This is a genomic window from Microcoleus sp. ARI1-B5, from assembly GCF_036705795.1.
Classification (GTDB): Bacteria; Cyanobacteriota; Cyanobacteriia; order Cyanobacteriales; family Microcoleaceae; genus Microcoleus.
The window spans coordinates 498,345-513,758 of sequence record NZ_JAUBVK010000002.1 but is presented as its reverse complement, the minus strand read 5'-3'; the positions used below and the strand labels follow the sequence as shown (position 1 = coordinate 513,758).

At 46.1% G+C, this 15,414-nt stretch carries 12 protein-coding genes; 4 read left to right on the top strand and 8 right to left on the bottom strand.

Annotated elements, in window-relative coordinates; translation table 11 throughout:
• Positions 1-90: 90 nt before the first annotated feature.
• Complete coding sequence (locus QUB63_RS04990) at positions 91-1,527, top strand: ATP-binding protein (protein WP_332943689.1); 1,437 nt, start codon at positions 91-93, stop codon at positions 1,525-1,527.
• Positions 1,528-1,698: 171 nt separating this feature from the next.
• Here the strand turns inward: QUB63_RS04990 and QUB63_RS04985 are convergent, their stop codons facing one another.
• From QUB63_RS04985 to QUB63_RS04965, 5 genes are all read right to left on the bottom strand, one after another.
• Positions 1,699-1,899 (bottom strand): DUF5615 family PIN-like protein, encoded by a 201-nt coding sequence (locus QUB63_RS04985; protein WP_332943688.1) that lies wholly within the window; start codon positions 1,897-1,899, stop codon positions 1,699-1,701.
• A 9-nt stretch (positions 1,900-1,908) separates the two neighbouring features.
• Positions 1,909-2,238 (bottom strand): DUF433 domain-containing protein, encoded by a 330-nt coding sequence (locus QUB63_RS04980; protein ID WP_332943687.1) that lies wholly within the window; start codon positions 2,236-2,238, stop codon positions 1,909-1,911.
• A gap of 155 nt (positions 2,239-2,393) precedes the next feature.
• Entirely contained in the window at positions 2,394-3,416 is a 1,023-nt protein-coding gene (locus QUB63_RS04975) for an ABC transporter ATP-binding protein (RefSeq protein WP_332943748.1), read from the bottom strand.
• A gap of 486 nt (positions 3,417-3,902) precedes the next feature.
• Complete coding sequence (locus QUB63_RS04970; RefSeq protein ID WP_332943686.1) at positions 3,903-4,091, bottom strand: hypothetical protein; 189 nt, start codon at positions 4,089-4,091, stop codon at positions 3,903-3,905.
• A gap of 394 nt (positions 4,092-4,485) precedes the next feature.
• Entirely contained in the window at positions 4,486-5,409 is a 924-nt protein-coding gene (locus QUB63_RS04965) for a histone deacetylase family protein (protein ID WP_332943685.1), read from the bottom strand.
• 396 nt (positions 5,410-5,805) lie between these two features.
• On the opposite strand from QUB63_RS04965, the gene gyrA reads away from it, so the two are divergent.
• Both gyrA and QUB63_RS04955 read left to right on the top strand, forming a co-directional pair.
• Positions 5,806-8,523 carry a DNA gyrase subunit A gene (gene gyrA / locus QUB63_RS04960; protein WP_332943684.1) on the top strand — a complete coding sequence of 906 codons (2,718 nt, stop codon included), beginning with the start codon at positions 5,806-5,808 and terminating at the stop codon, positions 8,521-8,523.
• Between the two features lie 118 nt (positions 8,524-8,641).
• Positions 8,642-9,295, top strand: coding sequence for a Uma2 family endonuclease (locus QUB63_RS04955; RefSeq protein WP_332943683.1), 654 nt, complete (start codon positions 8,642-8,644; stop codon positions 9,293-9,295).
• 296 nt (positions 9,296-9,591) lie between these two features.
• Here the strand turns inward: QUB63_RS04955 and QUB63_RS04950 are convergent, their stop codons facing one another.
• On the bottom strand, positions 9,592-10,494 hold the full coding sequence (locus QUB63_RS04950; protein WP_332943682.1) for a Uma2 family endonuclease: 903 nt from the start codon (positions 10,492-10,494) through the stop codon (positions 9,592-9,594).
• Between the two features lie 216 nt (positions 10,495-10,710).
• Between QUB63_RS04950 and QUB63_RS04945 the strand changes: the two genes are divergently transcribed.
• Positions 10,711-12,006, top strand: a complete 1,296-nt coding sequence (locus QUB63_RS04945) for a ribonuclease D (protein WP_332943681.1) — start codon at positions 10,711-10,713, stop codon at positions 12,004-12,006.
• 249 nt (positions 12,007-12,255) lie between these two features.
• Here the strand turns inward: QUB63_RS04945 and QUB63_RS04940 are convergent, their stop codons facing one another.
• Together QUB63_RS04940 and QUB63_RS04935 are read right to left on the bottom strand one after the other, a co-directional pair.
• Positions 12,256-12,600: a hypothetical protein gene (locus tag QUB63_RS04940; protein WP_332943680.1), complete on the bottom strand. Its 345-nt coding sequence runs from the start codon at positions 12,598-12,600 to the stop codon at positions 12,256-12,258.
• A gap of 95 nt (positions 12,601-12,695) precedes the next feature.
• Positions 12,696-15,227, bottom strand: a complete 2,532-nt coding sequence (locus QUB63_RS04935) for a vWA domain-containing protein (RefSeq protein ID WP_332943679.1) — start codon at positions 15,225-15,227, stop codon at positions 12,696-12,698.
• Positions 15,228-15,414 lie beyond the last annotated feature (187 nt).

Below are 15,414 nucleotides of genomic sequence, written 5' to 3'. Positions count from 1 at the left end.
TTTTATCATCAAATATCATATTTTATTACAAGTATCATAAAATATCATCAAAGTCTGATATGATACCGAGATTATCTACACCTACCTGACATGGACATTAGGGAAGTCTTGAAAATTGCCGATGACCTGGTTTTAGCCAAAACTGGCAAACACTTAGACAACCTGCAACAGGCTGTAGTGCTCGCAAGTTGGCAAGGTAAAAGATATTCTCAACTTGCTAAAGAATTTCATTGTACTGAACGTCATGTTGGAAATATGGCCTCAAAATTATGGAAAATTATGTCAGAAATATTAGAGGAAAATGTAAATAAATCTACTTTTAAGTCGGCAATGGAAAGATATCAAGTTTCTCACAATTCTAATTTCCTCAATTATAATTTTTTAGAACAGGGTAACATCAACTTCTGCACTGAAACGCTACACCCTCCAACAACTCCCCAAAACTCACCCCCAACACAAACCTCAAATGAAGACAAAACCCAACAGAAACCGCGACTCGATTTAAGAGATGCACCGGAGCTCAAAACCTTCTACAACTACCCCAACTCACCCCTCACCGCCCTCGAAAACTCGATCGCCCGTCAAAACTGCCGCCTCCTCACCATCACAGGCATGGCAGGCACCGGCAAAAGTGCGATCGCCCGTCACCTCATCCCCCAAATTCAAACTCAATTCGATCGCATCATCTGGCGCAGTCTCCGCACCTCCCCACCCCTAGAAACAACCCTCAAAAATATTGTTCAATTTCTCTCAAATCAACACCCCCCCAACCCCCCCTTACCAAGGGGGGGCGAAGAGGGGGTTTTCCCCGCAAACACCGATGATCAGTTGTCACTGCTGATAGAAACATTGCGCGAAAATCGCTGTCTCATCATCCTCGATGACCTGCAGCAAATTCTCAGCAGCGGGCAACTTGCAGGAAATTATAAACCAGGATATGAAAATTACGGAACCCTATTTAAACTCATCGGTGAAATTCCCCACCATAGCTGCTTAATCCTCAATAGTTGGGAACCTCCCTCAGACATCATCACATTCACCGACGATAATTCAGCAGTCTGTTTATTACAGTTAACTGGTTTAGGTGAAGCAGCAACAGAAATTCTTAGACAAAAGGGTTTGTTGGATGAAGAAACCTGGCCAGAATTGATTAACCTTTATCAAGGCAATCCCCTGTGGTTAAAATTAGTCGCTCAAACCATTAACAACTTATTTAGCGGTAGAGTATCTCAATATTTAAGTTATCAACCAGTATTTTTAGGTGACGAATTGACACCGATATTGCAGCAGCATTATCAGCGGTTGTCGGAAATAGAAAAACAGGCGATTTCGCAACTTAGTAATGAAAGCGAACCTGTTTCGTTTCCCCAATTTATGGCAAAATATCAAGGCTCGCCACGCGAATTATGTCAAGCAATTCAATCTTTAGCAAGACGGGGAATGCTCGAAAAATTGAGCTGTGAATCTGAAATAGTTTTCACGATTCCACCTGTGTTAAAACAGTATGTTAAAATGGTTGGAGAATAGTCCTAAATATATAGCTAATGGTTACAAAGGCAGATACAACACAACTCCTTTCCACTCCGATTGTTCGCTACAGTTAACCAGCACCAAAAGTTCATCAATAGCCTGTCTAACTGGCATTCGATCGTTAATTATAAACAAACCTGACATTTGTTCCTTATCCCTCAACTGTTCCTAAGCCAAATCCGGCATAGTTGCTCGGTCATGGCTTAACACAATGCGATCGTTCTGGGCCGCCCAGTGGAGAATTGTTGGATCGTCAGCTTCTCGCAAACCAACATCCTGAACGCGAAGCAAGTCAAGGTCTGGCTGACGCAGAAAAAGCCCTCGAACAATATCGCCATTAAAATTTTCATCGCTCAACAGCCGCAGCATAGTTAACCCTCAAGATTGTTTTTGGGCTAACAAGCGCGATCGCACAACGGTCAAATCGGGTTGAATATCCAACAAACGCTGACGGACGGAATCTGCTAATTGCTCGCGATAATTGAGATAAGCTTCTACTGCTTCTTGGTGTCGGAGATAATAGCCGATCGCACTATAGACATCCGACAATGACAGACTTGAATAACGCTGCACAATTGATTCCGGCGACGCACCATCCTGAAAAGCTCGAATCACCAATTCCAGCAAAACTCTTGAGTTTCCCACCCGCATAGCTCCTGTTGCATCTTCTCGGAAAGGAGGCGCTTCAACTTCCAAAACAAGATTCATTTATTAATTTCCTCCCAAATGACGAGCGTATTTTTTCACTCTCCTCTTAAGATTATATAGCAGAAGGAAGAAGGTTTTCTCTTCCTTCTTCCCTCTTCCTTATATCCGTTACATCCCGTACATTGCTCGTTGCCGAACTTCCCTCTTCCTTCAAATTACGATCGCATCGCCGCCTTTTGCTCGGCCTTCAAATCCCGGTTGCTAGCAGCAGCCAACTCCGCATCCAACAGCGTCTTACCAGTCGCCGCCAAATACACATCGTCCAAACTCGGCCGAGATTGAGCAATCCCAAAAGTAGGAAGTCCCGCATCTTTCAAAGCTTGCTGAATAGTCACCAGCGCATCGCTTTGCGGTGTTACTACTAAATTGAGAGAATTTCCTTGAGCCGCGTTGACAATTACTTCCTGCACAAAAGGCAAAGATTGCATCAGAGTTTTAGCTTTTTCGGCTTCTTCGATCGGCGAAAACTCGCGAATCCGCAAAGTCACCCGATCGCCCCCAACCCGATTTTTCAACTCCTCCGGCGTACCCTCAGCAATTACCGTACCCTTGTCAATAATCGCCACGCGATCGGCCAAAGCATCCACTTCTTCGAGATAGTGACTCGTAATCAAAACCGTCGTACCTTCCTCCCGCAAGCGGCGCAGGAAATCCCACACTACCACCCGGCTTTCAATATCCAGCCCGACAGTCGGTTCGTCTAACACCAAAACATCCGGCTGGTGAAGCAACCCAGCAGCTAAGTCGAGGCGTTTGCGGATACCGCCGGAATAAGTGCCCGTCTTTTTATTTTCCCACTCCTCCAAACCGAGGAGTTTCACCATTTCGTCAATCCGCCCTTTAATCGTATTGCGCGGCAAATGGTAAAGCGCTGCTTGCAGTTGCAGGAGTTCCCGCCCCGTCAGCACCTTATCGAGAGCAACTTCTTGGGCGACGTAGCCGAGTTTTTGTCTGGCATTTCTCGGCTGGCTGACAGCAGAAATGCCAGACACTTCAATGCGTCCGCTATCGGGCGCGCTCAAAGTACAAAGTACCCGCAGGGTTGTGGTTTTGCCTGCACCGTTGGGGCCTAGCAAACCAAATATTTCCCCCGGTTCTACCTTGAAGGAAACATCTTTAACGGCTTCTACATTGCCGTAGCGTTTCTGAAGATTTTCAATTAAAACGGCGGGAGCCATATATTTTGGGGATGAACTGGTTGTTAATATTTTGACACTTCTGGGCTTAATTTGCCGCAATGTGCGATCGACCAATGGGACTCGCTGTGCTTGAAATAATACCACAATACTCCTAAACGGGAAACTGCTGATAGTTTTGATTCTTGATACCCGTTTCAAAAATATCAACTGGATAGCGGTTCCCAGCCCCGATCGCCATCAGTCTTTCCTAATCTCAAATATAAAATTTACCCTCCAAAAAACTCTGAGTTTTGAGTTAATTCTAACTTGGAAGTTAGCAACTCAAAACTCACATTTTTTAAACCAGTAGAGATGCACCCGAAACCTGTTATTTTATAATTATCTCTACCTATAGGCTGATGTCGATCGCGATTTTAATCATTAGCACCACTCTCAAACTGTCGAGCCAAGTCTTAAACACAGAAAACTTCCCCTGGTGGCAAGTTCTACCTTTAAATCCCCGATCGGGAGTTGGCGGAAGCGTCTTTAATCGACAATTTTTACCCAACCGCGGCGCACGTTGTACAGCAGTCGGTTGATGATGGCATACTCATCTTCATTCAGCGTTCTTTCTAAAAGTGCGGTTCTGAGCTGTCTCCGGTCGTGGCGAGTCACTACGCTGGAGAACATGACCTGACCAAATAACTCTTCGAGTGTCATGTGGGAGACTGACATAATAAACCTCCTAGTTGATTGAGATAAATAAAATTTCCACAGGGTCGTTGTAACTATAGTATGCTCTGTGGGACTGCCAATTTAGGCGATCGAAAACATTGACACGCTGTGATTTTTGCGCTACAAATCTGTGACCGAGACTTGGACGCCCAGTGACTCGGATCTTTTAAATTTGTGACGCTTGTCACAGAAGTTGACCTGTGACAGTTGACAGTTGACCTGTGACAGTTGACCTGTGACAGTCGATCGAGGGCAGAAGGCAGAAGGCAGAAGGCAGAGGGAAGAAGCCCGATCGCCCGATCGGCACATCTGAGCTTCGCCGATCGCCCGCCATTGCTCTCCATCGAGTCCTAATCGGTTCTCAACGTCATTTTCCCCTATGCCAATTTTCCAGCTAATTCAGGCATCGGTCAATAGTCGCCACCACCGACTCGCCCAACTCTTTCAGCGCGTAACCGCCCTCCAAACCGAAGGCGATGCGGCGGGTGATTTGCAGGCAATATCCGGTGAAAGTACCGAAATCTGAGGGCGCCAGATTCATGCTCGCCAGCGGATCGGACGCAGTAGCGTCGTAACCGGCGCTGACAATCAACAAATCCGGTTCAAAATTTGACAAAAACGGCACCACAAGAGATTCAAAGGCGCTCAGGTATTCAGCTATACCGCCGCCCGGATACAGGGGAATATTCAGCACGTTGTTGTAGGCGCCGCGCTCGTCGGCATCTCCCGTTCCCGGATAGCAGGGAGATTGGTGCAGCGAACAGTAGGCAATTTGCCTGCTGTTTTCCACCAAAGATTGAGTCCCGTTGCCGTGGTGCACGTCCCAGTCGAGGATGGCGACGCGGTTGATTCCCGGCTGTTCCAAGGCGTAGCGAGCGGATATCGCAGCATTGGAAAACAAGCAAAAACCCATCGCGCGGCTGTTTTCGGCGTGGTGTCCCGGCGGCCTTGCCAGCACGAAAGCCGGTTCGTTGCTTGCCAGCACTCGATCGACCCCATCGAGCCAAGCACTCGCCGCCAGCAGCGCTACGTCGTAACTTTCAGCAGAAATTGGCGTGTCACCGTCGAGGTAGCCGCCTCCACGATGAGCCAAATGTTCGACTTCTTTGATGTATCTTGGCGCGTGAACTTTTTTGATCGCCGAGAGCAGTTCTGGTTCGCGCTGCGCCACTGGGGTGGGCAGTTGCCACTCTATGCGATCGGCCCAGGGAGCAGCTTTCAGAGCATTGGCGATCGCCGTTAAACGTTCTGGTCGCTCAGGGTGAAGCATTCCAGTCTTGTGCAGCAAGAAATCGGGGGAGTAGATGACGGGTAGCATCGGCTGATTTTAGATTTTAGATTTTAGATTTTAGATTTTTAGTTTGCTTTAAGAAGGCCTTCGGTTTTGTGAAATTAAAATTGCGATCGGGCCACCATTTTAATTTTTTATATAGCCCTCAAAAAAACTCACCAAAGCATGAAACCCGACCGCCTAAAAAAACCTTTCTAGCTTTTGCCAATTGATGACTAAATCACCAACTGCCAACTTACGAATTTCCCTTGTTTCGTCCTTTAATTTTTCTGGCCACTTTCCCATAAAGTTAAGGGCAAATTGTGATATAATTTTAGGAGTAATTTGCAATATTTGGCAGATCTACTCAATCCTAATCGATTTTATCGCATTTTTGGGATTTATAGCGGTCAAATTTAAAGTTTTAGCGGAGTTTTTCAACCTATGAGTATCTCTGAGTCGCGGATAATCCCGACGGATCTGGGTAATGAGATGTCCCGATCGTACTTGGAATACGCCATGAGCGTAATAGTCGGTCGGGCGCTACCAGATGCCAGGGACGGTCTCAAGCCCGTTCACCGACGCATTCTCTACGCCATGAACGAATTGGGCTTAAGTCCCGATCGACCATTCCGCAAATGCGCCCGCGTCGTCGGGGAGGTGCTGGGCAAGTATCACCCGCACGGAGATACAGCAGTTTACGACGCCCTGGTGCGGATGGCTCAAGATTTCTCCATGCGGGAACGCCTGATCAACGGCCACGGCAACTTCGGCTCCGTTGACAACGACCCGCCCGCTGCCATGCGTTACACCGAATGCCGCCTCACAGCCCTGACTAGCGACTCCATGCTGCGCGACATCGACTGCGAAACAGTAGATTTCGGCGACAACTTCGACGGTTCCCAACAAGAACCCCTCGTACTCCCGGCACGCATCCCCCAAATTTTGCTCAACGGTTCCTCCGGGATTGCCGTGGGGATGGCCACCAACATTCCGCCGCACAACTTGGGCGAAATAATTGACGGTTTGGTAGCCCTCATCCACAATCCAGCAATTACCGACCTGGAATTGATGCAGTACATTCCCGGCCCGGACTTTCCCACCGGAGGGCAAATTCTCGGAAAAGGCGGCATTCGCGACGCTTACACCACCGGGCGCGGTTCGATTACCATGCGCGGAGTCGCCAACATTGAAACCATCGAACACGTCGGCCGCCCCGACAAAGAAGCAATTATTATCACCGAATTGCCTTACCAAACAAACAAGGCAGCGCTAATTGAGAAAATTGCCGAACTGGTAAACGACAAAAGATTAGATGGAATTTCCGACATTCGCGACGAAAGCGACAGAGACGGAATGCGCGTCGTGATCGAACTCAAGCGCGACGCCTATCCCCGCGTCGTACTCAACAACCTCTACAAACAAACACCGCTCCAATCAAATTTTGGAGCCAATATGTTAGCGCTAGTAAACGGGGAACCCCAACTACTGACGCTCTCACAATTCCTCAATGTCTTCCTAGACTTCCGCATTGAGACAATTACTCGGCGGACTCAATTTGAGCTCCGCAAAGCAGAAGAACGCGACCACCTCCTGCAAGGCTTATTAATTGCCCTAGAAAACTTAGATGCAATTATTCACCTAATTCGCGCCGCAGCAGACACCGCCGCAGCTAAACAAGAATTGATGGATACTTACGGTCTTTCCGAACAGCAATCCGACGCAATTTTGCAAATGCAGCTCCGGCGCTTGACAGCACTGGAAGCGCAAAAAATCCAGCAAGAACACGAAGAACTGCGAGCTAAAATCGCCGATTTGGAAGATATCTTAGCGCGCCGGGAACGCATCTTAGAAATCGCCGAATTTGAAGCAGTCGAAATCCAAACCAAAATCGCCACTCCCAGGCGCAGCGTCATCGAACACGCCGAAGGAGAAATCGATGAAAGAGATTTAATTGCCAACGAACAAGCAATTATTCTGATCACAGAGCAAGGTTACATCAAGCGGATGCCGGTCAGCACTTTCGAGGCCCAAAGCCGCGCTACTCGGGGCAAAGCAGGCGCGAAAATGAAGGAAGATGACGGAGTAGAACATTTCCTTTCCTGCTGCGATCACGACAGCGTTTTGTTCTTCAGCGACAAAGGCGTAGTTTACTCTCTCAAAGCTTATCAAATCCCCGTCAGTTCCCGGACTGCCCGCGGCACTCCCGTAGTGCAACTGCTGCCGATTCCTATAGAAGAAAAAATCACTTCTATGGTGTCAGTCACGGAATTTACCAGCGAAGAATACTTGGTGATGCTGACTCGCAGCGGCTACATCAAGAAAACTGCACTTTCAGCTTTTGCTAACATTCGCACTAACGGATTAATCGCGATTTCTCTGGAAGAAGGCGACCAATTGCGCTGGGTGCGGAGAGCAAAAGTCGGTGACAGCATCATCATCGGTACGCGCCAAGGTATGGCGATTCATTTCCGCACCAATCACGAACAGTTGCGCCCCGTCGGCCGCGCGACTCGGGGTGTAAAATCAATGAAATTGCGATCGGGCGACGAGCTGATCAGCATGGACATTTTGCCGAGTTCAATTGTTGCCGAAATTGCTGAATTGGAAACTGAAGAGTCGGAATTTGAGGGAGCAGAAATTGCTCTGTTAGAAACTGAAGATTTGGAATTAGAAGCAGCAGAAATGGCTGAATTGGAAACTGAAGATGCGGAATTGGACGAGGAAGAATTAGAACTGCAAGCCGAGGAAATTGAAGGCGAAGATGCCGAAGAAATCCCGACAGTTAGCAGCGAAGTTCCTTCGGTGTTGGTAATCACTACCAACGGCTACGGCAAGCGGGTTCCAGTTTCTCAATTCCGCCTGCAAAGACGGGCAGGTAAGGGATTGACAGCTACTAAATTCAAGTCGAAAAAAGGTAAGGATGAGGTAGCTGCGTTGCGAATTGTCAACGAAGATGACGAGTTGATGATTATTACCAACCGAGGTATTATTATCCGTCAGGCTGTGAGTGCAATTTCCACGCAATCGCGTACTGCAACGGGCGTGCGGGTGCAGCGGTTGGATGAGGATGATTCGATCGTAGCTGTGGCGTTAGTGCCGGCTGCGGGTGAAGAATCGGCGGAAGAACCGGCATCTGAGGAAGCGGTAGAAGAGTCCTAGGTTAATGGTTTGTAGGGTGCGCTGCGGTGCACCTTACTGCTGCTGAATGCTAAAAGTGCGATCGCCATACTCAGAAGTCTTTCATCAAAAGTCAAAGATTTTTTCCGGTGAGGTAATCATGAGTCAAGTCCAAACCAAACTGCTAACTGATACCTGGGTTACGGCGACTTGGGACGAATATATAGAAATCATTAAACAGCCGGAGTACGATCGCGCAAAATGCTATTACTATAACGGACAGTTGAGGATTGAAATGGCAGCAGTCGGGCCAGATCGTGCTGATGACAACGGAATTATCGTCATCTTAATCAATTTATTTGGCATTGCCAAAGGTATCAAAATGAGACTGCTGGTCAATTGTAGCTATGCCAAAACGGGTGTCAGAGGTGCTCAACCTGATGCTTGTTACTACATCGGAGAGAGGGTGCAAACGGCGCCTCGCGGTAGTTCTGTAGTGAATTTGGATAGCGCAGCGGCCCCAGATTTGGCGATCGAAATTGCCGACAGTTCTCTCGTTGACGATTTGGGTACAAAAAGAATGATGTATGAAGAATTAGGAGTGTCTGAATATTGGGTAGTAGATGTACAAAAAGCGCAAGTTATTGCTTTTAAAATAATTGCTAACCGGGGAAGCGAACGTCTGACAGAATCTCAAATTTTGCCAGGGCTAAAAGTTGCTTTGTTAGAGGAAGGTTTGCGCCGCAGTCGCCAGACGGACAATACAGAAGTAGGTAGCTGGTTTTTAGAGGAAGTTCGCGGGAATCCTCAATAGTGCGATGTGCGACCGACCTTTCGCAATTTTCAACCCAATAATGCAGAAACCGAGTTTTTAGAGGAAAAAGTATCGGTACAGCGATCGTTTCCGGTATAAAAACCCAGTTTCTTAAGATTTTGTGGGTAATATCAACTCCGGTCGATTACCATTAATATAGTAGGGGCCCGTGAGCCAACAATACTCGCCAATAATTGACAAGCTCAAAAACCCGCCCCGGCCCAGGTATCGCGGTCAATCAACCGGATTTGATATAAGTCGTGAATCAACATCCTTCACTAGATGTTTTGGGTAAGTTATGACAAATAAATTTGTCGCAAGTCTTCTAAACCCTCAACTGTTAACAAGCTAGAAGTTAGAGTTTGCAGCAAATTCAGATCGTCAATGGCAGAAATTTCTTCAAAAATCTCTAACCCGGAACTTCCAAACTTAAGCTGTAAACCTAACTGAATTCCTTGCAGTAAAGCTTGTTTCGTCTGATTTTGAGCCGCCGTTAATTGTAATTGAGATGCAGTTAACTGTAACTGAGTTTGAGATAACTGTACCTCAGATTCAGTTAACTGTGACTGAGTTTGAGAGAGTCGGGCGGCTAATTCCTCCACAGTAGGAATAACATTACCCTCAGCATCGCACCATCTTAACCAAGTATCATTGACGCTTTCAAAGACACCTGACCAGAGGGTTAAACCTAAACTAGCTAAGGGAAACCAAGTATCGGTTTTCGGCACATAACGCCCCCCTTGTAATTGAAACATTTGTAAAGGGCGATCGCTCAATTCACCCAGAGGATCGTAAACAACATAATACATTACACCCATCAGGGCATAATCAGTAAATTTGCTACCCAATTCATTCCCCGGAGTCGGAGAAACAATTTCGATCGCAATTTCTGGAGGTTTGCCAAATTCCCAGAGTAAATAGGAACGAACATCTCGCCGATCCCAACTATCCGCAACAGTCACATTTAAACTGAGAAATATATCAGGAACTATCGCCGGATGCCGAACAGTACGGAAGATACCCACATTGGCTGCGACAATGAAAGGAATACCATCATTTAACTCATATCCAGAGAGAACTTCCGTAAGCAGTCGCTGTTGTTTTTCGTTAATGAAACTATCCAAGGGAGTATCGTCTTCTTGTACGAGTTGTGTCGTATCGGGGTATTGGCTGGGGTCAAGAGTTATTGGATCAGACATGGCTGATTTTGCTAGGATTAAATCCGATTAGGATTGTGCGATTTTCCTAGGATAATTTTATCTCAATCTAGCAATTTTGTGTGAATTGTTAACAATTTGTAGGATAGTGACTCTACCCTAGCTGTAGGCACTCAGAGCCGAGAAATACTTGACAGTTGACAGGATAATTGCTATAGCATAATATAAGCGTAAGATTAATAGCAAAAGTCGGTAAAAATGCCTTATTTAACAGCAGCAAACGACATCAAAGCACTGATAGCTAAACTTTCTCAAGCTAAAATCCTGTGGGTTGACACAGAAATAGCAGACTATAAATTCAACCCCAGATTATCTCTGATTCAAGTATTAGCTGACTCCACAGATTCGACGGGAGATGCCACCTTTCTGCTAGATGTCTTAGATAAACCGGAATTGGCAAAAGATTTCATCAACCAAATCATGGTCAATCCCGATATTGAAAAAGTCTTCCACAGCGCCAGCTATGACATCAGATTTCTCGGCAATGACGACGCTCAAAATGTCACTTGCACATTGCAAATGGCGAGAAAAATTCCAGCTTACATTCTGCCCTTACCCAACCGACAACTCAAAACATTAATAGAAACACTTTGCGGCATTGCTTATGTAGATAAAACTGAACAAAGCGGCGATTGGGCAAAGCGTCCCCTGACTGATAAGCAGCTAGAATATGCCAAGATGGACGCGGTTTATTTAGCTAAAGTGCACCGTCGCCTGCTAGAAATTCTTGCCCAATCTTACCCCGAACCCGCAACGGAAAACTTGACAGACTTGGGGGAAAAATATCAGGAAATAGAATCTCAGTGGAAGCCGCTCGATTCAGAAATCGCTGAAGTAAAAGAACGATTTAAAGCGGCGATGATGGCGCAAAAGCTCAAAGATAGTTCTTATTTTGAGCTTTCCAGTTTTATAACGATGAAAGTTGATTTTATGACGCTGGCGAGACTGACGCAAACTCAGGGAATTGAGTTAAATTTTCCGGTGACGCTGACGAAAGAAATTCAAAAACAGTTAGCCGAACTTATCACTGATCCATCTTTGGAAATTGAGGATATTTCTAGTTGGCGGTTGAATTCTAATGTACAGCAGCGGCGAAAATCAACTACTAAGAAAATTGTGCCGGAACCGGAGAATGAGGATTTAACAGCGTTGGGGAAAAGGTATCAAGAAATTTTGCCGGAATGGAAGTTGCTGGATTCGGAAATTGAGCATCTGAAAGAGCGGATTAAAAAAGCAATGTTGGTGCAAAATAAGGGCAATACTCCTCATTTTAAGTTGTCAAGTTCTTCGATTTTGAAGGTAGATTTTGCTAGCTTGGCTAAACTTGCGCTGTCTGCGGGAGTTGAGTTGGATTTTATGGTGACGCTGACTCAATACATCCAAAAGCAGTTAGGGGATGCGATTAACAAAATTGATGTGCAAATCGAGTATATTACCAGTTGGCGGATGACGGCTAAAACTGTGGAAGATGAAGATGAGGAAATTCCGTTTTGAGGAATAAGCTGTTGCGTATTTAAATTGCATATTTGGGGCGGTGCTGCGGAGCAACAGCCCACAATAGTTTGATTGTTTTTTACTCGTTACCAGGCTCCAGCCTGGTAAGGCATATCCGGAGGCTCTGCCTCCTTTTTCCCAAGCGAGGCAGAGCAAGAGTGCTCTGGATTCCCAGGCTCTGGCCTGGGAACCAGTTAATTTGGGAAGTGAAAAACGAATTGTGTTTCGTTTTTGCTGTTTGTGCCGCGACTAACCTTGTTCTTCCAAATAGTCTGCAACTGCTTGCAAATCTTCCAATCCTCGGTTCAAGCGGTTAAGCATAGCTTCCCCAGTTTCAGTATCAAAGTTTAGTTGAGGATTTTGGAAAGCTAACTCTTGAATTGCCTCTAGCCATAGTGAAAGCGGTACATGGCGCACAGCTTCCCGTAACCCCATATTTGCCAATACTGCAAGATAAAAACCTGTCAAGTCTTGCCCTCCATAGCCATAGAAACCATGCCGCAGTTCTAGCTTTTCGGGGGTGTAGGCTGCGTATTGGTCAAAGGTGATCGGTGTGCGATCGAGTTGGGGTTGTGGCAGTGGTGGTGTATCCATATTTTTTTACCTTATTTGTTGCTATCGACTACGCCTTTGCATTTCATTTCAATCAGTCCTATTTAACCAAGGTGGGCAAATGCCCACCATACTTGCTACTTTCCTACGGTGAAATACTCATTTTTAGCGTATACGCTAATCACGCAGTCGCCTACTTCAAAAAACATCCCTTCTTGCTCATCTTTAGAAAATTGCAAGTTGCCGTATTTAGAAGCAATTTCATCAGCAGTCGCCGCTTTTGCTTCCATTTCATCGGGGATAAGTCCGGTTGAACCGATGTAGAAAACTAGCGGAGAAACTTTCTCGCTGTAGAGTTTTTCGGCATAAGCTTCCAGTCGCTCGTTTGCACGGGCTAAAGCAGCGACAAATTCATCTCGCTTGACATCTTCTTCCTGCCATTTTGCTTGCAAAAGCCGCAGCAAACTGTCGGCACCGACTTTTGCTAAGGTAGCGCTAACAATTCCGTTATTCTCTAACCCCAAAAAGTCATCGAAAATCTGTTTCATTAAGTCGTCAACTTTGGTGATTTTGGTGCGGGATGAAACTGTTTTGTGTGCGAAGACTACAGGCTCATCTAAGGTGAGGTCAAATGTCGGTTTTGCTAGCTTTTCGCCCGTGTTTTTGTGGTAAACTTCGTAAAGGCGATCGAGAAATTTGTTGGCTGAGTGCAATTTGCCGAAGTTGAGGATGTTTTTGCTGCCGATGTCGATTTTGTAGCTGACTCGCGAATCTACTGTACCGTGGGCGATCGCACTTTTCAACTCTGTGTACTCCGTAGTCGTCGGAAAGTTGATGTAAAGGCTTTTTGACAGATAGTGCTGTTTCAACTCTTCCAACTGTTGCGCCGTGTAAGCCTCTGATTCTTCCTTCAAATGAGCCGAGAGAATGCTGGAAAGAATTTTAATGTTTGCGAGTTCCTCAAACACTCCGTCAAGGCTGCCGTAACGCCCGTTTAAAGGCACTAGAGGCAAATTCTCTAAGTTAATATCGTACTCCGAACGGAAGTCAAAATCCTCAGCGGGCGAGCCGTCTTTTTCCAGGACACCGCATTTTTTGAGCAAATCAAACACTGCTTTGCTGCTGATTTTGAGGCGCAGCGACTTGATATTAACTTCGCCGTCGCTGACCACGGTATAATTGTTGAAAGTATTGAGGTCTGTCGCCAGAATTCCCGCCACTTCTGCGATCGCACTTCCATCCTCAACTTTTACCAGCTTAACTTTCCTGGTAATCAGCATATTGATGGTAGCGGTATTTTGATTGATCGCAAATGAACCCATGCGCGCGTATTCGCCGCCATCTAAGAATTCTGTTTTCAGCCAAGGCTTGACAAGGTTGCCGTTTTCGTCTCGCTTTCCTTCAACTCGCTTCAAACCTTTTCGCTGATAGTTTTCTTGCAAGTGTTTTAAGTTGATGATGATGCTGTTGCTGTTTTCCTCAAATATCTCGATCAACTCCAGCAGGGAAATTTTGTCGCTGACTTTTACCCGATCGCCAATTTGATGATTTTGCAACACATCAGGCGCAAACACAGCCCGTTCCAAATCCTCCGCAAACTCCGCTATTTGAGCATTTGTCAAAGCTTTAGCGTGTTTTTCCGTCAAAGTAGCGTCGAAGGTGCTCGCCAGCGCGTACTTCGCCGTATTCAAATTACCGTCAGCGAGGTTAGCTTTTGCAAAAGCAAACACCGACTCATCAGTTTGAGCAACGGGAACATCTAGTTTGTCATACTCAGCTTTGGTAATTTGCTGATATTTGTAAAACAGTCCGCGATCGTCTGCTTTCAGCCCGCAGATTTTCAGCGTGCTCGATGAACCGTTGATTTTCTTGCCCGTTTTGGAAACAAAAACTTGATAATCGTATTCCTTAATTAACGGTTCTTCCAGCGGCGGCGCCACCGAATCACCTAACAGTTTAGTGCTGTCGTACAGAGCATCATAAACCATTTTGACTTCGCCGGCGCGGATGCAATTTCCAGATAAAGTGTTGGCGATTTTGGAGAGCAGTTTGAAGTCAGCAGAGGCATAGGATATCGTGTTTGCAAACACATCCATGTCCTTAAGTTCGTTGCAAATTTCCGCTAGTTTTGCAGATTCGGCATTAGGACTCGGGTCATTTGCATAACCGTCTGTGTGCAAGTTAATTGCTGTTACTTCTCCCGCTTTCACCAGAGATTTAGCAAGCTGCATCGACTGCGATATGCAGGTACAGCCAGCCGTTTGGATATTTTTAATGGCTTTGATGTATTGAGAGTCAATCTTCATCACTTCTTGAATCGGGATTCGCTGGAAGTGACTAATTACGTCCCGATTGTCGGCGTAGGAAATGAGGCTGACAATTAGCTGGTAATTGTTGTATTCGTCTAAGGTCAAAAGCTTGATTAGGGTTTCTTTCAGCGGTTTTAAGTCATAATACATTGAGCCGGAGCGATCGATAATGATGATGCTGTGGGCGACGGATTTTTCGGGGATATCACCGGGCTTTCTTTCGAGATTTGTGCGATCGACTAGATAGAATGCCTTTTCCTTTCCGGCAAAATTGTAGAGGGTAAATTTGGTGCGATTATTCGAGGCTGCTTGGCTGCTGGAACTTTTGACCTGAGATGATGGTTTTGCTTGCCGTGCCATAGTTTTCACCTATGTTGATTTATTCCTCAACACCATCTTGACACGCGCTTTTGTCGGTGTCAAGGCCTGTCGGGAAAATTATCTGCTAGAGTGAATAAGCATTAATACTTAGTGACAGTAGGGTGCGTCAGGGACGAAATTTTTGAGTAGGTAGTCAAAATATTCTGCCCCTGACGCACCCTACAAA

Bases quoted from the DNA above. Each gene is read 5' to 3' on its own strand.
- QUB63_RS04940 (WP_332943680.1), bottom strand. From the start codon at position 12,600: ATGGATACACCACCACTGCCACAACCCCAACTCGATCGCACACCGATC.
- QUB63_RS04950 (WP_332943682.1), bottom strand. From the start codon at position 10,494: ATGTCTGATCCAATAACTCTTGACCCCAGCCAATACCCCGATACGACA.
- QUB63_RS04990 (WP_332943689.1), top strand. From the start codon at position 91: ATGGACATTAGGGAAGTCTTGAAAATTGCCGATGACCTGGTTTTAGCC.
- QUB63_RS04975 (WP_332943748.1), bottom strand. From the start codon at position 3,416: ATGGCTCCCGCCGTTTTAATTGAAAATCTTCAGAAACGCTACGGCAAT.
- QUB63_RS04970 (WP_332943686.1), bottom strand. From the start codon at position 4,091: ATGTCAGTCTCCCACATGACACTCGAAGAGTTATTTGGTCAGGTCATG.
- QUB63_RS04955 (WP_332943683.1), top strand. From the start codon at position 8,642: ATGAGTCAAGTCCAAACCAAACTGCTAACTGATACCTGGGTTACGGCG.
- QUB63_RS04945 (WP_332943681.1), top strand. From the start codon at position 10,711: ATGCCTTATTTAACAGCAGCAAACGACATCAAAGCACTGATAGCTAAA.
- gyrA (WP_332943684.1), top strand. From the start codon at position 5,806: ATGAGTATCTCTGAGTCGCGGATAATCCCGACGGATCTGGGTAATGAG.
- QUB63_RS04935 (WP_332943679.1), bottom strand. From the start codon at position 15,227: ATGGCACGGCAAGCAAAACCATCATCTCAGGTCAAAAGTTCCAGCAGC.
- QUB63_RS04985 (WP_332943688.1), bottom strand. From the start codon at position 1,899: ATGCTGCGGCTGTTGAGCGATGAAAATTTTAATGGCGATATTGTTCGA.
- QUB63_RS04980 (WP_332943687.1), bottom strand. From the start codon at position 2,238: ATGAATCTTGTTTTGGAAGTTGAAGCGCCTCCTTTCCGAGAAGATGCA.
- QUB63_RS04965 (WP_332943685.1), bottom strand. From the start codon at position 5,409: ATGCTACCCGTCATCTACTCCCCCGATTTCTTGCTGCACAAGACTGGA.